At 45.0% G+C, this 19,924-nt stretch carries 17 protein-coding genes and 1 other annotated feature; of the genes, 12 read left to right on the top strand and 5 right to left on the bottom strand.

Translation table 11 applies throughout. The features are described 5' to 3' along the window. The first annotated feature begins 25 nt into the window (after window positions 1–25). The 11 genes from RBI_RS13685 to gpmI all read left to right on the top strand — a co-directional run bounded on the left by RBI_RS13685 (window position 26) and on the right by gpmI (window position 11,710). Window positions 26–829: an energy-coupling factor transporter transmembrane component T family protein gene (locus RBI_RS13685; protein WP_041337616.1), complete on the top strand. Its 804-nt coding sequence runs from the start codon at window positions 26–28 to the stop codon at window positions 827–829. Between the two features lie 10 nt (window positions 830–839). Next, entirely contained in the window at window positions 840–1,124 is a 285-nt protein-coding gene (locus tag RBI_RS13690) for a hypothetical protein (RefSeq protein WP_051706991.1), read from the top strand. A 17-nt stretch (window positions 1,125–1,141) separates the two neighbouring features. Continuing rightward, the gene (gene truA, locus RBI_RS13695; RefSeq protein ID WP_041337827.1) at window positions 1,142–1,906 is read left to right on the top strand and encodes a tRNA pseudouridine(38-40) synthase TruA; all 765 of its coding nucleotides are present in this window, start codon (window positions 1,142–1,144) and stop codon (window positions 1,904–1,906) included. After that, on the top strand, window positions 1,872–3,512 hold the full coding sequence (locus tag RBI_RS13700) for a DUF5711 family protein (RefSeq protein ID WP_051706993.1): 1,641 nt from the start codon (window positions 1,872–1,874) through the stop codon (window positions 3,510–3,512). Before truA ends, RBI_RS13700 begins: the two co-directional genes overlap by 35 nt. Window positions 3,513–3,528: 16 nt before the next feature. Further along, window positions 3,529–4,407, top strand: a complete 879-nt coding sequence (locus RBI_RS13705) for a CvpA family protein (RefSeq protein WP_041337618.1) — start codon at window positions 3,529–3,531, stop codon at window positions 4,405–4,407. Window positions 4,408–4,447: 40 nt separating this feature from the next. Beyond that, complete coding sequence (locus RBI_RS13710; protein WP_041337620.1) at window positions 4,448–6,715, top strand: ATP-dependent Clp protease ATP-binding subunit; 2,268 nt, start codon at window positions 4,448–4,450, stop codon at window positions 6,713–6,715. 138 nt (window positions 6,716–6,853) lie between these two features. Further along, the gene (locus tag RBI_RS13715) at window positions 6,854–8,077 is read left to right on the top strand and encodes a phosphoglycerate kinase (protein ID WP_022287444.1); all 1,224 of its coding nucleotides are present in this window, start codon (window positions 6,854–6,856) and stop codon (window positions 8,075–8,077) included. 78 nt (window positions 8,078–8,155) lie between these two features. Further along, entirely contained in the window at window positions 8,156–8,677 is a 522-nt protein-coding gene (locus tag RBI_RS13720) for a DUF3592 domain-containing protein (RefSeq protein WP_041337623.1), read from the top strand. 130 nt (window positions 8,678–8,807) lie between these two features. Beyond that, window positions 8,808–9,584 (top strand): triose-phosphate isomerase, encoded by a 777-nt coding sequence (gene tpiA / locus RBI_RS13725; RefSeq protein ID WP_022287442.1) that lies wholly within the window; start codon window positions 8,808–8,810, stop codon window positions 9,582–9,584. Between the two features lie 117 nt (window positions 9,585–9,701). After that, on the top strand, window positions 9,702–10,151 hold the full coding sequence (locus tag RBI_RS13730) for a hypothetical protein (protein ID WP_041337625.1): 450 nt from the start codon (window positions 9,702–9,704) through the stop codon (window positions 10,149–10,151). Between the two features lie 35 nt (window positions 10,152–10,186). Continuing rightward, on the top strand, window positions 10,187–11,710 hold the full coding sequence (gene gpmI, locus RBI_RS13735) for a 2,3-bisphosphoglycerate-independent phosphoglycerate mutase (RefSeq protein ID WP_041337627.1): 1,524 nt from the start codon (window positions 10,187–10,189) through the stop codon (window positions 11,708–11,710). Window positions 11,711–11,801: 91 nt separating this feature from the next. Here gpmI and RBI_RS13740 read toward each other — a convergent pair whose 3' ends face one another. Then, complete coding sequence (locus tag RBI_RS13740) at window positions 11,802–12,884, bottom strand: sensor histidine kinase (RefSeq protein ID WP_041337629.1); 1,083 nt, start codon at window positions 12,882–12,884, stop codon at window positions 11,802–11,804. A gap of 289 nt (window positions 12,885–13,173) precedes the next feature. On the opposite strand from RBI_RS13740, the gene gap reads away from it, so the two are divergent. After that, complete coding sequence (gene gap, locus RBI_RS13745; RefSeq protein WP_022287438.1) at window positions 13,174–14,211, top strand: type I glyceraldehyde-3-phosphate dehydrogenase; 1,038 nt, start codon at window positions 13,174–13,176, stop codon at window positions 14,209–14,211. A 230-nt stretch (window positions 14,212–14,441) separates the two neighbouring features. Here the strand turns inward: gap and RBI_RS13750 are convergent, their stop codons facing one another. From RBI_RS13750 to tyrS, 4 genes are all read right to left on the bottom strand, one after another. Next, a complete protein-coding gene (locus tag RBI_RS13750; protein ID WP_051706995.1) occupies window positions 14,442–16,391 on the bottom strand; it encodes a carbohydrate-binding domain-containing protein in 1,950 nt (649 codons plus the stop codon). A 97-nt stretch (window positions 16,392–16,488) separates the two neighbouring features. Further along, entirely contained in the window at window positions 16,489–17,193 is a 705-nt protein-coding gene (locus RBI_RS13755) for a DUF4956 domain-containing protein (RefSeq protein ID WP_081856078.1), read from the bottom strand. Further along, the gene (locus RBI_RS13760; protein ID WP_041337631.1) at window positions 17,186–17,914 is read right to left on the bottom strand and encodes a polyphosphate polymerase domain-containing protein; all 729 of its coding nucleotides are present in this window, start codon (window positions 17,912–17,914) and stop codon (window positions 17,186–17,188) included. Before RBI_RS13760 ends, RBI_RS13755 begins: the two co-directional genes overlap by 8 nt. A gap of 201 nt (window positions 17,915–18,115) precedes the next feature. Further along, complete coding sequence (gene tyrS / locus RBI_RS13765) at window positions 18,116–19,333, bottom strand: tyrosine--tRNA ligase (RefSeq protein WP_022287434.1); 1,218 nt, start codon at window positions 19,331–19,333, stop codon at window positions 18,116–18,118. Window positions 19,334–19,397: 64 nt separating this feature from the next. Then, window positions 19,398–19,636 (bottom strand) — a binding site (T-box leader). Window positions 19,637–19,924: the final 288 nt, after the last annotated feature.

The following is a 19,924-nucleotide window of genomic DNA, read 5'->3' on the forward strand; positions in this document are numbered from 1 at the left end:
AGATAGAAAATTGGAGGAATATACCTTGATAAAGGATATTACTATAGGACAGTATTTTCCCGGAAATTCTGTCATTCACCGAATGGACGCACGAATAAAGATAATAATGACGGCGGTTTTCATAGTAATGCTTTTCGCCGCAAACAGCGTGTGGGGACTTCTTGTGGGCATAGCTTTTACTATTCTCACTTTTATCATATCGAAAATACCTGGCAAACTCATGCTAAAAAGCTTGAAGCCTATCGTGCCGATAATAATATTCACGGCGATACTCAATCTGCTTTTTATCAGAACGGGCAAAGCCTATTTTGAGTGGAAATTTCTCAAGATAACCGATGAAGGCGTTGACACGGCAGTGTTCATGATGATAAGGATAATCTGCCTTATTGTCGGCACTTCGCTTCTTACCTACACCACCTCGCCTATCGACCTGACAGACGCTATCGAAAGATTGCTTTCACCGCTGAAAAAGATAAAAGTGCCTGTCCATGAGCTTGCAATGATGATGACTATTGCCCTGAGATTTATCCCTACCCTTATCGAGGAAACAGACAAGATAATGTCAGCACAGAAAGCAAGAGGAGCGGATATGGAAACAGGCTCACTCATTCAGAAAGCCAAAGCCCTTATCCCAGTGCTGATACCGCTTTTTGTGGCATCGTTCAGACACGCTGAGGAGCTTGCTCTTGCAATGGAATGCCGTTGTTATCACGGCGGAGAGGGCAGAACAAGAATGAAACAGCTCCATATGAGCATAGTCGACCTCTACGGCTCGATATTCTGCGTGCTGTTCCTTGCAGGCGTTATTGTCATAAATATAGTCGTTTAGGAGGGGTATTATGAGCAGTGTTTTTAAAGATATGGATCAGGACGACAGACTTGATGCTTTGGAAAGAAAAGTCAAGAAACTTGAGAGAAATGCAAATGGGGGAAGTAAAATGTCAGGCATTATAAAAGAACTTATCGGCAGAGAATGTACCATTGACGGCGATGGGATTTATGGCCATAGCTGTACTATTCTTGACGCAGACGACGAATGGGTAAAGCTTATCGTCCACGAAAAGAAAAGCGACAGCACCATGATAGTAAGACTTGACAATATAGATTCCATAACACTCGACTAAAGAAACGGGATATGCTCATGACGAATTTTAAGATAATACTTGCCTACAACGGCACAGCTTATCATGGGTGGCAAAGGCAGAACAATGCCCTTGCCGTTCAGCAGGTGCTTGAAGAAGCTATCCTCTCGCTGACGGGACAGACAGTCACAGTGAACGGCTGTTCACGAACAGATGCAGGAGTGCACGCAAGAAGATTTTGTGCAAGCTTTCTTATAGAGTCCACAATAACCTGCCGTGGGATAGTTTTTGGACTTAATTCAAAGCTGCCGGACGATATCTCAGTGCTGGAGTGCGAAAAAGTCCCCCTTGATTTTCACGCAAGATATATGTGCAGCGGCAAGGAGTATGAGTATATTATACATAACAGCGAGATAAAAAATCCTTTTTATAAAGATACAGCCTACCGCAGTTGGTTTCCAATAGACGAAAAAAAGCTCGATAAAGCGGCACAGGATTTTGTGGGAACGCACGATTTCAAAGCCATGTGTTCCACCGATTGCACAAAGGAGAATACAGTTAGGACTATATTCTCTTTCCATGTAAGACGTGAGGGCGAGCTTGTGATATTCACAGTTTCGGGAGACGGCTTTTTGTACAATATGGTAAGGATAATGGTAGGCACGCTTATTTTTATAAATGAGGGCAAGATAGGAGAAACTCAAATACCCGATATACTTGCGTCAAAGGACAGAACAAGAGGCGGAAAGACCGTTCCGCCGCAGGGATTGTATCTTAACGAAGTGTATTATGATAAAGATAAAGGATCTGAACAAGGTGAATGATAAAAGATCAAAGAGCAGGCGGAGAAAGAAAAATCCGCCTACCAAAGAAGAAAAAACAATAAGAATAACCAAGCAGACGGATTTTGTTCAGCGTGACGAGTTTCACGGTGCAGAAGAGCCTATTCCGAACGTTACTTTCAGAGAGATAAAGCGTCAGAAAAAGGCGGCTCAGAAAGCGGCGGAACGTGAGCAGGAAGAACAGCTCCGAAAAGAAGCGGAAGAAGCCGAGGAGTCACGAAGCAGAATAGAGCTGACGAACACCGAGGATAAAGCCGAGGAGGAAAAGCCTGAAAAAGCTGATGAAAGCAAGATAACAGTATCAGGCGGTGAAAATAAAGAGCAGGCTTCAGAAAGCAAAGAGGAAAAATCCGAGCATAAAAGCAGAAAAGAGAAAAAGGCCGAGAAAGCAGAGAGGTCTGACGAGGAGATATCCAACGTCACTGATATAAGAGCGGCAAGAAAGAAAGAGAAAAACAAAAAGCTCTATAAGAAGATAGCCGCCATAGCGGTGGTGGTCGCTTTCGGAGTTGGCGTTTACGCTTCAAGAGGAGTGTGGGTGCCGAAGCTTGAGGGCATTTTGGACAGACCTCATGCCACTATAGTAAACGACGGCAAAAAGCAAAGCGGAAATTTCCCGCTGACCTTTGATGAAAGCTCCGTTAACGTTATAAAACAGCTTTCCGACGGTATAGTTCGAGTTGACGACAGGAACATTGCTTTTTATGACGAGTCTGGCAATAAGATATCAGATAATTCTCACAACTTTGCAAACCCTGTTGTAAGAACATCTGGAAAGCGTGTGCTCGTTTACGATAACGGTGGAAATTCTTTCAGAGTGCTGAATAAAAAGGGCGAGCTGCTCTCAAAGGATATAGACCAGTCTATACTTTTGGCGGAGATAGCCCCTGACAGCACAGTTGCAGTGGTCACCCAGACTGAGAAATATGCCGCAGTGCTGACAGTTTATGACTCCTCAGGAGCAGAGATATATCAGTGGTCAAGCTCACGAAGAATACTTGATATAAGCTTTGATAAGGACGGAAGTGGCTGTTGTATCTCAACATTTTCCAGCAGTGGTGGAGCGTTACGCTCGGTCATCTATTATGTGACCTTTGACAGCACAGAGGAGAAGATGAAGAGCGAACAGCTTGAAACTCTCGCAGTTGCCGTTCAGCGAAACGATAACGGCGATTATTGGGTAGTGGGCGATACCTGCTTCTACAAGCTTGACAGCAATGGTAAAATACTTATGCAGTATGAATATCCTGAGGAGCTTTCAGACTATGCCCTGACAGACACCACTGCCGCAGTAGCATTCGATGGCATACAGCGTAAAACAGGAACTCTTGCGGTGTTCCGTTCGGACTCTGACGGAGATAAGCCTGATAGCGTTGTTTATACTCAAAGCGGCAAGCCTAAGAAAATGACCGCAGAGAACAAGAAGGTGATCCTTCTCGGCGAGGATAATATAGAAGCCTATGACAGTGCAGGAAATCTACTTGCAACAGCGGCAGTGTCCTCTGAGTATCTTGACTTTGTTTACCTCAACGACAGCGTTTATTTCCTGGGTCTGCATGAGATAAACAAAATAGCTTTCGAGACCTGACGAAAGGCAGGAAAATATGGCATATTTTTTTGACGGAGCAGTTATAATGATCCTTATCGTGACCGCTCTGACAGGATACTGTAAGGGCTTTGTGAGATATGTCATCACAATGCTCGGAACAGTGGCAGCCGTTCTTGTGGCTTTTCTTATAGCCAATATGTCGGCTGAAAATGTATATAACAAATATTTCAAAACACAGCTTATAACGAGCCTTGAAAACGCTGCTGAACAGACGGATCTTTCAAAGCTTGTGAGCAATGAACTGAAAAACGAGGGCGTTGATATCGACCTTTCAGATGAGGAGATAAATAACGTCCTGTCAGGGGCAGGCACTCTTGCGGAGAATACCGAAAAGCTGCTTGTTTCAAAGGGAACAGACCTTGATACCGCTCAGCAAAAGGGCGAGGAGCTTTCAGAGTATATCCACAGCGTTATGCCCCAAAAGCTCAGCGAAAAGCTGGAGGGCAATAAGCTTGGAAAAAGTCTGTCTAAGGCGGTGAAGTTCACTGCCGAGCAGATAGACGAAGCCGTCAAGGCTCTCTCTGAGGGTGGCAGAACTGGTGCTGAGTATCTGGAAAAGAACATTTTCCGGCCGATCGCCCTGACTTTTATAAGGCTTTGCGTGTTCATGGCGGTTTATGTACTTATGGAGATAGTCATAAGGCTTATCCTGCGTCTGTCGGGAGTTTTTACCCGAATGGCAGGTCTGACAGCGGCAAACCGTTTCGCAGGCATGGCGCTTGGTCTTTGCAAAGGCGGTCTGTATCTGGTGTTGATAGCCTTTATGGTCTGCACTGTGATAAATGCTACCGAGAACAAGCTTCCCAAGTTCAACAGCGCTGTTTTTGAAAATACCTATCTGTTCAGTTACTTCTTTGATATTCTGTATAAATGATTACCGTAAGGTGTATCAGTAAGGAAAGGAGCAAATAAAAATGTTAATGTGTTCAAGATGTAAAAAGCGTCCTGCTGTGGTGTTCATCTCACAGATGAACGCCAAAGACCCTCAGCACAAGAAGAACGAGGGACTTTGCCTTGTTTGTGCCAAGGAGCTTGGCATTTCGCAGGTGGACGATTATATGAAGGCAATGGGCATCTCAGACGATGACCTTGAAGCAATGTCAAATCAGCTTATGGAGGCTTCCGACGGTGACGATTTTGAGCCGGGCGGAACGAACTTCCTGAGCAATCTTTTCGGCGGTGACGCAGCCAATCTTTTCAGCAATCTCGCAGGAGGTATGCCTAAAGCCACCGATGAGGGCGGAGATAAAAACCCAAAGGATAAAAAGAAAAAGCTTAAATTTCTCAACAACTATTGCACAAATCTTACTCAGAAAGCAAGAGAGGGCAAGCTTGATAACGTTGTGGGCAGAGATAAGGAGATATCAAGAGTTATCCATATCCTGTCAAGACGTCAGAAGAACAACCCATGCCTTATAGGCGAACCTGGCGTTGGTAAAACAGCCATTGCCGAGGGTATCGCACAGAGGATAGTTGGTGGAGATGTGCCGTTCCATATCAAGGATAAGGAGCTTTACCTCCTCGACCTTACCGCACTTGTTGCAGGCACTCAGTTCAGAGGACAGTTTGAGAGCCGTTGCAAAGGTCTTGTAGAGGAAGTAAAAGAGCAGGGCAATGTTATCCTCTTTATAGACGAGGTGCATACCCTTGTTGGCACAGGCGATAATGAGGGAACGATGAACGCAGCTAATATCCTGAAACCGTCCCTTTCAAGAGGCGAGATACAGGTAATAGGCGCAACGACTTTCAAGGAGTACAGAAAGTATATCGAAAAGGACTCTGCACTTGAAAGACGTTTCCAGCCTGTAACAGTTTCCGAGCCGACAGTTGAGGACACAATCACAGTCCTCAAAGGCATAAAGCAGTATTACGAAAATTTCCATAGAGTAAAGATATCAGACGATATGCTCAGAGAGTGTGCAGTGCTTTCTGAAAGATATATCAACGACAGATTTCTCCCTGACAAGGCGATAGATCTTCTTGACGAAGCCTGCGCCTGCACAAGTATCAGAACACCTGAAATAGAGGAGTTCGACGCACTTAACGAGGAGCTTAAAAAGCATGAAAAGCTCGTTGAGGATTACGAGCAGAAGTCAGACCCTGACTATGAGATAATCGCAAAGGAAAAGGGCGAGATACTCAGGATCCAGAACAGACTCAAAGAGGTGGAAGAAACTCTTAAAAACGTTCAGGTCACAGAGGACGATATCTCAAAGGTAATAGAGCTTTGGACAGGTATCCCTGCCAATAAGATAGCTCAGACCGAGTATGATAAGATAAAGCATCTCAAAGAAGCCCTTTCAAAGCGTGTTATCGGTCAGGACGAAGCCGTTGATAAGGTCGCAAAGGCAATAAAGCGTACAAGGGTTCAGCTTTCAAAACGTCGCAGACCTGCTTCATTTATTTTCGTCGGCCCAACAGGCGTTGGAAAAACAGAGCTTGTGAAAGTCCTTGGAGAAGAGCTTTTTGACGCCACCGAGCCGCTTATCAGAGTTGACATGACCGAGTATATGGAGAAGCACTCAGTATCAAAGCTTATCGGCTCACCTCCGGGATATGTAGGCTTTGATGAAGCAGGTCAGCTTACCGAAAAGGTGCGCCGCAGACCATATTCAGTGGTACTTTTTGACGAGATAGAAAAGGCTCACCCTGACGTTATGAACATACTTCTCCAGATACTTGACGAGGGACGTATCAACGATTCACAGGGCAGAAGCGTTTCATTTGAGAACACAGTTATCGTCATGACATCAAACGCAGGTTCGACTGATAGAGATACAGGTGTGGGCTTCAATAAGACCGACAGTGATATCGCCAAGGATAAAGCAATGAAAGCACTGAGAGATTTCCTGAGACCTGAGTTTCTTGGAAGAATAGACGAGATAGTTGTGTTCAATCCGCTCACAGAGGAGAATTTCGCAGGCATAGCAGGTCTTATGCTGGACGAGATGAAGTCGCCGTTGGAGGAGAAACATATCAGCCTGAGATATACAGATGAAGCTCTGAAAGCTATTGCACATAAGGCATACGGTCAGAAGCTTGGTGCAAGAGATATCCGCCGTGTCATAAGAAACGAGGTTGAGGATAAGATAGCCGAACTGCTTATAGACAAGGGCGAGGGAGCGGTGTCCGCCGTGGCAATATCCGCTGACAACGGAGAGATAAAGGTGGACGCACTTTAAAAGCCTAAAGTTATAAAATCAGGGTAAAAATTATAAAAAAATACTTGATTTTTATGACGGTATGTTATATAATAAAGGTAAGGTTGTTAGTTTTTTAACAACGTGAATTAAAAAATTAAATTGAGAGGTGTCTTTAAAATGGCAGGTTTAAACAAAGTTACTGTTGATGACATTAATGTAAAGGGCAAAAAGGTACTCGTAAGAGTTGACTTTAACGTTCCTCTTAAGGACGGCGTTATTACAAACGATAACAGAATAACAGCTGCTCTCCCAACTATCAAGAAGCTGGTAGCTGACGGCGGCAAGGTAGTTCTGTGTTCACATCTCGGCAAGCCAAAGAACGGCCCAGAGGCTAAGTTCTCACTTGCTCCTGCTGCTGCAAGACTTGCAGAGCTTCTTCCTGAAACAAAGGTAACATTCGCTGCTGACGATACAGTAGTTGGCGACAACGCTAAGAAGGCAGTTGCTGAAATGGCTGACGGAGATATCGTTGTTCTTGAGAACACAAGATTCAGAGGCGCAGAGGAAACAAAGAACGGCGAAGCTTTCGCTAAGGAACTTGCTGACCTCGTTGACGACGAAGTATTCGTAATGGACGCTTTCGGTTCAGCTCACAGAGCTCATGCTTCTACAGCTGGCGTTACAAAGTTCGTTAAGGAAACAGCAGTTGGTTACCTCATGCAGAAAGAGATCAACTATCTCGGAAATGCAGTTGAAACACCTGTTAGACCATTCGTTGCTATCCTCGGCGGCGCAAAGGTAGCAGATAAGCTCAACGTTATCTCAAACCTCCTCGAGAAGTGCGATACACTTATCATCGGTGGCGGTATGGCATATACATTCCTTAAGGCACAGGGCAAGGAAGTTGGTCTTTCCCTCGTTGACGATACAAAGATCGACTACTGCAAGGAAATGATGGCAAAGGCTGAAAAGCTTGGCAAGAAGCTTCTTCTCCCTATCGACACAACAGTTGCAGCAGGTTTCCCTGATCCAATCGACGCTCCTATCGACGTAGAAGTTGTTGATTCTGACAAGATCCCAGCTGACAAGGAAGGCCTTGATATCGGCACAAAGACACAGGCTCTCTTCGGCGAGGCTGTTAAGTCTGCAAAGACAGTTGTTTGGAACGGTCCTATGGGTGTGTTCGAGAACCCAACACTTGCAAAGGGTACTATCGCAGTTGCAAAGGCACTTGCTGAAACAGACGCTACAACTATCATCGGCGGCGGCGACTCAGCAGCAGCAGTTATCCAGCTTGGCTTTGCTGATAAGATGTCACACATCTCAACAGGCGGCGGAGCTTCACTTGAATACCTCGAGGGCAAGGTACTCCCAGGTATCGACGTAATCGCTGACAAGTAATATATTTTACTAAGCTATAAGCTAGGGGCAGGCAGGTTTTGCCTGTCCCTTTTTTATGCAGAAATCGAGGTAGTAAAAATGAATGAAATAACACTACTTGCAAAAAGCGGATTAGGCTGGCAGGGCATAGGCGGAATAATTCTTCTGCTCACAGGCATTGGACTTATCTATTTCGGTATCAAAGCTTTGCAGGGCTATCGCTTTTTTCCAGAGCAGGAACATAATATCCCCGAGGAGGATCACTACGAACCAACTCAGGCAAAGGCCTTGCAGAAAGTCAAGACCACAATGCCTGATTTCAACGGCGGCGAGGACAGAGTTTTTACCGAGTGGAAAATCGGCTATACCATTGACGGCGAGAAATATACCCAGATAGTCACAGACAACGGCTATGAAAAGGGCGATATGATAGACATAAAGTATAACCCAGAAAACCCACAGGAATTTTACCTTGACGATGAAAAATCAAAGGTAGAAGTCACTGAGGAGGAAAAGGAAGCCGAGGAAAAAGAGGAGAAAACGCCTTTCGGCTATGCGGCTATCGCTATCGGTGTCCTGCTTGGCGTTTTCGGTGTCGTTATGCTTATAGATAAGCTGTAATAAACAGATAAAATAAGTCCAAGCCTTTGTTAATTAGTTGACAAATACGAGGGAATGTTGTATAATAGACTTGGAAAACTAGCAGGAGCAGTTTTTCTGTTCCCTATAAAAAATAAAGGAGTTTTTTATCATGAAAAAAGCTGTAAGAAAAGCAATTATTGCAGGAAACTGGAAAATGAACAAGACAAGACCTGAGGCTAAGGAGCTTCTCGAAGCTATCAAGCCACTGGTTGCAAACGCTGAGGGCAAGGTTGAAGTTATCGCTTGCGTTCCTTTCACAAACCTTGAAACTGCTATCAACGCAACAGCAGGTTCAAACGTAAAGATCGGTGCAGAGAACGTTCACTTTGAGAAGAGCGGCGCTTTCACAGGCGAGATCTCAGCAGATATGCTCGTTGAGCTTGGCGTTGAGTACGTTGTTATCGGTCACTCTGAGAGAAGACAGTATTTCGGTGAAACAGACGAAACAGTAAACAAGAGAACAAAGGCAGCTCTTGCAGCTGGTCTTAAGCCTATCGTTTGCGTTGGCGAGCTTCTTTGGGAGCGTGAGTGCAACATCACAGAGGAAGTTATCGCAAGACAGGTTAAGCTTGATTTCTTCGGCGTATCAGCAGAGGACGTTAAGAAGTCCGTTATCGCTTACGAGCCAGTTTGGGCTATCGGCACAGGCAAGACAGCTACAGCAGATCAGGCAGAGGAAGTTTGCGCATTCATCAGAGCAACACTTGCTAAGATTTATGACGAGGCTACAGCAGAGGCAGTTACAATTCAGTACGGCGGCTCAATGAACGCTAAGAACTGCGCAGAGCTTCTTTCTAAGGAGAACGTAGACGGCGGTCTTATCGGCGGTGCCTCACTGAAGGCTGCTGACTTCAACACTATCGTTCAGGCTGCTGTTGAGGGCTAATTAACAGACGGATATCTAGGGGCAAAATATCATTCGTTACAAGAACAAACAAATAAAAAGTTCCGCAGGGGACGGCTGCGGCTGTCCTCTGCTTTTTTTGAACAGGGGGACGCAACTATGAAAAAAGTAATATTTGCAGCATTAGTATTATCCATGTGTATGTCATTTGCAGCCTGCGGAAGCACTGACGAAAGCAGCGCACCAGCGGCAGAAAGCTCTCAGACAACATCTGAGGCTAAGCTTGAAAATGTAACTATCAAAATGGACTCTAGTAAGCTCCTTAGCGGCGTTGAGTTTACAGACAGCGAGCTTCTCGACAAGATAACAGAGTTCCGCACGAAAATCATGGAAAACGCAGAAGAAAAAGAGCCGGATTCAAAGGAGTACGTTGTTGGCGGCGATTGGTTGGATATAAAATGTTCAGAAGGTCCAGCTATCTACTATGAGTCAGGAGAGAGCAACTATGTCCGTATCGGCGCAAAGACCTATTACACAAGCGACGATACTGCCAAGGAATTTAAGGAATATGTCCTGAGCTTTCTTGAAAAGGGCGGTTATTGGGGATAATACGAATATAAATGATGTTGAAAGGACTAAGAAATATGTCAAAGAAACCCATAGCACTTATCATTATGGACGGCTTCGGCTATAATCACAAGGATTACGGCAACGCTATCAGAGCTGCCAAAACACCTAATATCGACAGACTTCTTGCCAACTATCCGCACACTCTTATCGGTGCAAGCGGCATGGACGTTGGACTTCCTGAGGGACAAATGGGTAACTCAGAGGTAGGCCATACAAATATCGGTGCAGGAAGAATAGTTTATCAGGAGCTTACAAGAATTACAAAGTCTATCAAGGACGGCGAATTCTTCTCAAACGAAGCTTTCACAGCAGCCGTTGAGAACTGCAAGAAGAATGACAGCGCACTCCACCTGTTCGGACTTCTTTCAAACGGCGGCGTTCACTCACATAATTCACACCTCTATGGCCTTTTGGAGCTTGCTAAGAAAGCAGGTCTTACAAAGGTATACGTTCATTGCTTCATGGACGGCAGAGATGTTCCTCCTACAAGCGGTGCTGACTTCGTAGCTGAGCTTGAAGAAAAGCTCAAGGAAATTGGTGTCGGCAAGATAGCAACAGTAATGGGACGTTACTATGCAATGGACAGAGATAACCGTTGGGAGCGTGTAGGCAAGGCTTATGACGCAATGGTATACGGCGAGGGCAATAAGGCTGATAACGCAGTTGACGCTATCAGGGCTTCCTATGCCGCTGACGTTACAGACGAGTTCGTTGTTCCTACAGTTATCGATGAAAACGGCAAGATATCCGCAAACGATAGCGTTATCTTCTTCAACTTCCGTCCTGACAGAGCAAGAGAGATAACAAGAACTCTCGTTGACGACGACTTCACAGGCTTTGAGAGAAGAAACGGCAGATTCCCACTTTACTATGTCTGCATGACACAGTATGACGCAACAATGCCAAACGTTGACGTTGCATTCAAGCCAGCAAGCCTTGAAAATACTTTCGGCGAGTATATCGCAAAGAAGGGTCTTTCACAGCTTAGAATTGCCGAAACAGAGAAGTATGCTCACGTTACATTCTTCTTCAACGGTGGCGTAGAAGCTCCTTTTGAGAACGAGGACAGAGCCCTCATCAATTCACCAAAGGTAGCAACATATGACCTCCAGCCTGAAATGAGCGCATATCTTGTTTGCGACGAAGTTCTCAAGAGAATAGAGTCTGACAAGTATGACGCAATTATCCTCAACTATGCAAACTGCGATATGGTAGGTCACACAGGCGTGTTCGACGCAGCCGTAGCAGCAGTAGAAGCAGTTGACGAGTGCGTAGGCAAAACGGTTGACGCAGTTCTTGCAAAGGGCGGCATAGCACTTATCACAGCAGACCACGGCAACGCAGATAAGATGATGGAAGAGGACGGCTCTCCATTCACAGCCCACACAACCAACCTTGTACCTCTCATTATCGCAGGCGCAGGCAATGTTCTTATCAGAGAGGGCGGCGTGCTTGCTGACCTTTCACCAACAATGCTCAAACTCATGGGTCTGGAGCAGCCAAAGGAAATGACAGGTAAGTCTATCATCAAGGACTAATTTCCATAAAATAATCAAGGCAGTACCGAGAAAATTGGCACTGCCTTTTTTGTATCCCATCTATTCACTTGCTCTGTATATTGCCCAAATCCTATTTCAGTGGGTCAAGCCCTTTAGCCATTATGCAGTAGGTACTGCCGTATGGGTTCGGTATGGGTGGCATTCTGCTCACATGGAACTCTTTCGGCAAACCACGGCTGTCACATGGGAAACTCATGGTCACACAAGTGCCTTTGCCGATCTCGCTGCGATAACTTAGTTCACCGTCAAAACGGTCGCAAAAGCATTTTGCCAGTGCAAGCCCCAATGCCTCACTGCTACTGTATTTCTGGAATGTGCCAAAGGGCGTGATAGCCGCCTGCCATACATCGTCTGTCATGCCGTTGCCGTTATCACTTACTGACAGTATTATCCTGTCGTCCTCAGTTTTTAGGATAAGCTCCACCTGCCGTTGTTCCTTGTCATTGTACATATATGCGTTCACAAGCAGATTTACAAGCACATTTTTAATAAGGCTTTTGTTTGTTTCAAAATAAATGCACGGGTCAATGGAGTATCTGAAAATACAGCCGTCCTCCTCCAGCAAATTGCCTTCTTCGTCGCATACCTCACCGCATATGTCTGATAGGCTCTGATATTCAGTTGTGAAATTGCCGCTGAAATATTTTGCAAGTTCTGTCATGTTCACCGTTGCGGAAAATGTCTTCAGTATACGAAGCCTTGCCTCATGGTCAAAATGCTCATATTCAGTGCCGGCTTTTGAAGAGAAGGAATTCTTTTGGCTGTCAAGCATCGCTAACATTTTAGAAAGCTCCATCCTTATGTTGCCGAGAAAATTCGATTTGAAGCGTAAATATCCAGACTTGTCCGAAAGACGTTCTATGTCCATGCAGGAGTAATAGTGTATGAGATAATTCGTTATAATGCCATTATCTCTCAGTGGTTCAAACCGCATTGCCGCCGAGTCTGCAAACCTGCCCTTATATTCAAAGGTAGCTGTCTTTTCAACAGGCAGAATGAAAGTGTTTTCCGGAGTATCGCATAAAGCAGAAATATCTATAACATCAGGCAGATCACCATGATTTTTCCAAATGACATTAAGCTCAGCGTCAGTGAGGATAATGTTTTCCTCAGACTGAGCGTATATCTCTTTCACAGAAGATGTCAGTTCCACTTTGTTAGCCTGCCTTTCATAAAGATCTCATGTAAATATTATAACCTAAACTGTCGGGGTAGTCAATAAAAAATCATCAATATTTGATCATATTTTAAAGAATTTAGCAGTGCTTTGACGGATCAAGACTCAGATGGCTTTGGGGTGAAGTTTTAAGGCAATACCGCACAAAGATTGTGCGGTATTGCCTTAAAGAAAAAAAGTTCTAAGTTTTTTGTAAAAACACTTGCAATGTATAGAAAAATGTAGTATAATAAGTACAGAAAAATTTTTAGGAGGTAAATTAATTATGGCAGTTAAAGTCGCAATTAATGGTTTTGGACGTATTGGACGTCTTGCATTCAGACAGATGTTTGGCGCAGAGGGCTACGAGGTAGTTGCAATCAACGACCTGACAAAGCCTTCAATGCTCGCTGATCTTCTTAAGTATGATACAGCTCAGGGCGGTTACTGTGGTAAGATCGGTGAGAATCTCCACACAGTATCAGCTGACGATGAGGCTAATACTATCACTGTTGACGGCAAGACTCTTCAGATTTATGCAGAAAAGGATGCTAAGGATTGTCCTTGGGGCAAGCTTGGTGTAGACGTAGTTCTCGAGTGCACAGGCTTCTATACATCAAAGGCTAAGAGCCAGGCTCACCTCGATGCTGGTGCTAAGAAGGTAGTTATCTCAGCTCCTGCTGGTAACGACCTCAAGACTATCGTTTACTCAGTAAACGAGAAGACACTTACAGCTGACGATACAATCATTTCAGCTGCATCTTGCACAACAAACTGTCTTGCTCCTATGGCTAATGCTCTTAACAAGTATGCTCCTATCCAGAGCGGTATCATGAGCACTATTCATGCTTACACAGGCGACCAGATGATCCTTGACGGTCCTCACAGAAAGGGTGACCTGAGAAGAGCAAGAGCTGGTGCTGCTAACATCGTTCCTAACTCAACAGGTGCTGCAAAGGCTATCGGCCTTGTTATCCCAGAGCTTAACGGCAAGCTCATTGGTTCTGCACAGAGAGTTCCAGTTCCAACTGGTTCAACAACAATCCTTACAGCAGTTGTAAAGGGTGCTGACGTAACAGTTGAAGGCATCAACGCTGCTATGAAGGCTGCATCTTCTGAGTCATTTGGCTACAATGAGGATCCAATCGTTTCTTCTGACGTTATCGGCATGAGATTTGGTTCACTCTTCGATGCTACTCAGACAATGGTATCTAAGATCGCTGATGACCTCTATGAGGTACAGGTAGTTTCTTGGTACGACAACGAGAACTCTTACACATCACAGATGGTAAGAACAATCAAGTACTTTGCTGAGCTTGCATAATCTGCACAGCCAAAACTAAATTGCTTACTAAAGACCGCTTCATCATGAGGCGGTCTTTTTTTGCGTATGTATACAACAAAGGTGAGCAAAAACTGGCGAATACTGTTCGCACATACGATTTATATTACACAAATGTAGGGGACGGCGCCCTCGACGTCCCGCATACTTTGAGCGATAAACCAGCCAAATAAAAAAGGACGAACCCCAAGTTCGTCCTTTTTTCGTTCATATCAGAAACCACGTCCTCCGCCATGACCTCTGCCAAAGCTCATTCCCTTGGAATTAGAAGTAACAATTCCGTCAATAGTCACGGTTTCCGACTGCGACCCTGCCGTAATGGTGTAGGTTTCGCCTTCCTTCAGGTCAGCGCTTGTGAATACAACGCTCTGCCAAGTCTTTGTAGGGGTAAAGCTTAAGATCTCCTTGCCGTCACTGTCAGTGATAGTCAGTTTTTCGTTTGCTGAAACTGTCGAACCAAGATCGTGCAGAACACTGTATTGTGTGGAGTTGTCACCGAAGCCTTCTTCCATTCCAACTGCACCACAGGCGATGAGCGTTCCCCCTGTTACAGTTGCAGTGCCGTTGTAGTCAAGTGCACCGTTGCCGCCGTTAGTAGGTCCGCAAACGTAAACTGTACCGCCTGCCATTGTGAAGTTGCCATTTGAGTCAAGTCCGTCGCCGTCAGCGTCAATGGTTACAGTTCCTCCGTTGATGTTAAGTTCAACACCGTCCTGTGACGAGAATTGGTCAGCACCCATTCTGTCTGTTGATCCAGTGTCGCTTCCGCCTGCGCAGTTTATTCCGTCATCGCTTGCTACCACTGATATGGTGCCACCGTCTATTGTTACGATAGAACCCTCGATACCCTCATAGCTTTTTGTGATGTCTACAGTGCCGTCGGATATGGTCAGATTTCCGTCAGCGTGCATTCCGTTGTCACCCGACGCCACAGAAATGTTTCCCCCTGTTATAACAATGTTTCCGTTGCTGTATACTGAATCGTCTGCCGAATCTATCTTGAACTCGCCGACGCTTATGTTTACCTCGTTGCCTGCCTTTAAAGCCTTTGCAGATGTTGAAGTGTTGTCCGTTGTATCTGTGCTGTCGCTGTCCGTAGTAGTGTTGGCCGTAGTCTTGATAGTCAGCCCTGTGTTGTCAGCCGTAGGCATTGCAGGCGGGTCGCCTCCCGTGCCGTTTCCGTTATCGTCAGGTCTGCCCATTTCGTTCGGACCACCACCACCGTTGCTCATGTTGTTCTGCCAATTTCTGTTTGGCGTGCCGTCAGACTTCATAGAAGCGTTTGCACTTCCACCGCCTGTGGTGATGTCAAAGCTTCCGCCCTCGATAGAAAGCACAGTTTCCGCCTCGAATGCGTCATTGTTTGCGACTACTGTGAAGCTTCCCCCTGTCACGCTTATAAAGCCTTTGTCAGAAGCCTCTGTGTTAGTGGATTTTATGCCGTTCGTGCCTGCGGAAATGTTGACTGTTCCGCCAGATATCTTAACACTGTCCTTGCCTTCCATAGCGGTTGAAGCCGAGGTCACATTGATATTTCCGTCAGTGATAACAAGATCGTCCTTTGAAACTATGCCGTGCTTGTAGTTTGCATTCACAGTAAGTGTACCGCTGCCGTTTATAGTAAGGTCGGCTTTGGAGAAAATAGCACCGTCTGTGTTGCTGTCATCTTCTCCTAAAGAGTAGCTTGCACTGTCCGTCAAAACGTTCTCTGTGCCGTCCTCCAGCACGATATAAACTTTTTTAGCTTTGCTCACAAGCAGGGGAGCGTTGTCCGCACAAGTTATGTCAACTCCATTGAAAATAAGCTTTATTTCAGCCGTCTTGTCCGCTGAAACGATTATCCTGCCGTTGGTCGCCGTGCCTGAAAGAATGTAAGTGCCTGCCTGCGAAATGGTAACAGTTTCCCCCTCAGCGGTCGCACCCTCACCGTCTATAGCTGCACTGCCATCAGCAAATGTAATCCCTATTGAGCTTTCCTCGTCATATCCAACGTCAATGTCCTCTGCCGCAATGCTTGCGTCAATGTCAGACTTTGCCGACTGAGAAACACTGTTTGTGGTCTGTGAAGAACTTGCACTCTCTGAACAGCCTGAAAAAGCCGTGACCGTGATAAAAAACGCCGCCGTGATAGCTGCCAGCTTTTTAGTGTCCGAAATTTTCATGAAAAATACCCCCTTGTATGGTAAAAAAGGTTGAAAAAACCGCACAAGACCGCTTTAGCCTTGTGCGGTTTTGCTTATGGATACTTTTGTTATTTTGTCAGAATGATTGTTCCTCAATGTCTGCTGCCACTGCACACATTATCTCAAGGTTGCCGTTTCTGCATCTAAGTTCGTCAATAAGCTTCTTTTCGTTAGCGTCACCCTTTAGCTCAATGCGGTATTTCAGCTTGAAAAGGCTTCCCATATTTGTGGTCTTTACCGAAACAAGCTCACATTCTGAAAGATACTTTTCAAATATATCGTCAAATACCTCAGTGTAATCAAGGCTTTCAGGGATAGTGATACTAAGATCCTTGTGACCCGACTTCTTTTTGCCAATAGGCAGAAGCGTATAAATAATGTTCAGCAGGCTCACGCACACCGCAAGCATAAGAGCCAACGCAAGGTGGTTCGTGCCCGTCGCAAGACCGACAGCCATTGAAAGGAAGATAGCACAAATGTCCATTGCACTTCCCGGTACAGAACGGAATCTTACCAAGCTGAATGCACCCATAACAGCCACGCCTGTACCGATGTTTCCGTTTACAAGCATTATCACTACCTGTACTATCACAGGCAGCAAAGCAAGCGTCATCATAAAGCTCTTTGTTTTTTTCTGCCTGAAGTTGAAAGCAAACGCTATTATAAGACCAAGCACCAACGAAGCCGCAGTGCAGAAAACAAATTCGTTTGTAGTTATCGCCGCCACGGTCGTTTCAGTGGTGGTCACAGTAGTAGCCGCAAGAGTAGTTGAATTAAGCACAGCTTATCACCTTACCTTTATGTATTTTTTCAGAAAATTCGTTAAGATACGCAGTTCCGTATTTTGAAAACGAAGCAGGATATATCTCCAGTTCATCAAGTATAGCCGATAACCAAAGTGGCATAGCGTTCGGTATCTTTATTTCCATTACCCTCACGCCAGCAGGCAGAAGCTCTTTTCCCCAAATGCCCTTGTCAAGCTCCTTTTGTTCCTCACGGTAAAGAATGTGCGTGTCAAAGGTCAGCCTGAGGGACGGGTCTTCTGCACCGCAGTAAGCAAGCCTGTCATAGCTAAGATACATAGCAGGAGCAATGCCCTCATAGAATTTGAGAAAATATTTCAGCTCGTTCTCTATCTGCGGATTATCATGAGGTACCTCTTTGCCTGCAAAGAAATCACGGGTCTGTGCAAGGGTCATTTCAATACGCCTCTTGTAGACCACACCCTTGTATTTCTTTTTCAGCTCCACAAAGACCATGTCTTCATCATTAGGTACGCCGTAGCTCCTCACTCTCAGCTTTTCCTTGTAAACAGGCTTTTCAATGGAGTTTCTCACAAGCTGATGACTTGGTGTGTCATAATATATGTTGCAGATAGTGCTTTTGTAATATCTGTCTTTGACAAAATGCCCATCGAGCTTTTTTATAAGCTTTTCATAAGTCGGTTCATCAACGATATATTTTTTCTCTATCCGTCTGAACACTTCCTGATTGCCATTCATATCCACGCCTCTTTTCGTGATTTTTTCGTATGTTTCGTGTAAACTTTCCTTTGATTAAAAGTATATATGAATAACTTTAAATATAGCTAAACCTTATATGTATTTTGTGTGAATGTTTATGAATATTGCAAAATACCATATATTTATATAAAAAAAAACGGGTGAACTTCTGTCCACCCGTGGAAATTATTTTGTGCTATATTATTCCGCAATAGCCTTGTGGAAGATCTTCTTACCCTTTTTGATAACAACAGGCTCAGAGAGATCAACAAGACCCTTAGGGTCAGTGAACTTCTCACCATTCACCGCAATACCGTTCTGAGTAACAAGACGTCTTGCCTCACCATTTGAAGGACAAAGACCGCACTTAACAAGAAGCGTAAGAATACCTATCTTGCCGTCAGTAAGATCAGCCGCCGCAATAGTCGTGCTAGGCATATCGTCGCTGTTTCCACCGCCTGCAAAAATAGCCTTTGCCGCAGCGTCAGCCTTGTCAGCCTCCTCCTTGCCGTGAACAAGCTTTGTCAGCTCGTAAGCCAAAAGCTCCTTAGCCTTGTTGTATTCAGCACCCTCCATGTGTTTCTCCATTTCCTCTATCTCCTCGATAGGAACGAATGTGAGCATCTTCAGGCACTTGATAACGTCAGCGTCACCAACGTTTCTCCAATACTGATAGAACTCGTATGGAGAAGTCTTTTCAGGGTCGAGCCATACAGCACCCTTTTCAGTTTTGCCCATTTTCTTGCCCTCAGAGTTAAGAAGCAGAGTGATAGTCATTGCATAAGCGTCCTTGCCAAGCTTCTTTCTGATAAGCTCAGTGCCGCCCAGCATATTAGCCCACTGATCGTCACCGCCGAACTGCATATTACAGCCGTAATCCTGGAAAAGTCTGTAGAAATCGTAGGACTGCATTATCATGTAGTTAAATTCAAGGAAAGTAAGACCCCTTTCCATTCTCTGCTTGTAGCACTCGAATGTAAGCATCTTGTTTACAGAGAAGCAAGCACCAACGTCACGAAGCACATCAACATAATTAAGGTCGAGAAGCCAATCGCCATTGTTTACGATAATAGCCTTGTCATCAGAAAAATCAATGAAGTGTGACATCTGCTTTTTGAAACATTCAACATTGTGGTTGATAGTTTCCTTTGTCATCATTTTTCTCATATCTGTTTTGCCTGACGGGTCGCCTATCATAGCCGTACCGCCTCCGATAAGAACGATAGGCTTGTTGCCTGCCATTTGCAAACGCTTCATAAGGCAAAGCGCCATAAAGTGACCAACGTGGAGTGAATCAGCGGTCGGGTCAAAGCCGATGTAGAAAGTTGCCTTACCAGCGTTGATAAGCTCCTTTATTTCCTCCTCATCAGTAAGCTGAGCGAGAAGACCTCTTCTTTTCAGTTCTTCAAATACTGTCATTTTTCATACCTCCGTATTATTTTTTTGCGGTACATAAATAAAAAATCCCCTGACAGAATATCTGTCAGAGGACGAATTATCGTGGTACCACCTCAGTTTATCGGGGAAACTCCCGACCTTACAGGCTCAGCAGAAAGCGAAGCCATAGCACTGTAACGTGTGCAAACCGTTTCGCCTTACGCAAAAGCTTTCTCAGCGAACAGCTCAGGAATGTATTCACACTTTGTAGAAATGCTTTCTCGCACCGACCGAAAGCTCTCTGAAATTTCGCAAAAGGCTACTTATTTCCGTCATAGCATTTAAACCTATTGATATGACTATAGCACACTTTCGCCCTTTTGTCAACCCCCTTTTTGTTAGGAGTGAGGAATGAGGAGTGAGGAGTGAGGAATGAGGAATGAGGAATGAGGAATGAAGGTATCGCCTGCGGCGATGATTATTGTAGGGGACGACGCCCTCGGCGTCCCGCTCGGAGGTGCGAGGCTTGAATTATCACAAACCATGCCGGTGTACAAAGACGGGCGAACTTTTTGCCCCCCTGTATTATCCCCACTTTTTTAAAGAATTAACTTATTCGTCTACAAATGTACA

Source organism: Ruminococcus bicirculans (ex Wegman et al. 2014), from assembly GCF_000723465.1.
Taxonomy (GTDB): Bacteria; Bacillota; Clostridia; order Oscillospirales; family Ruminococcaceae; genus Hominimerdicola; species Hominimerdicola aceti.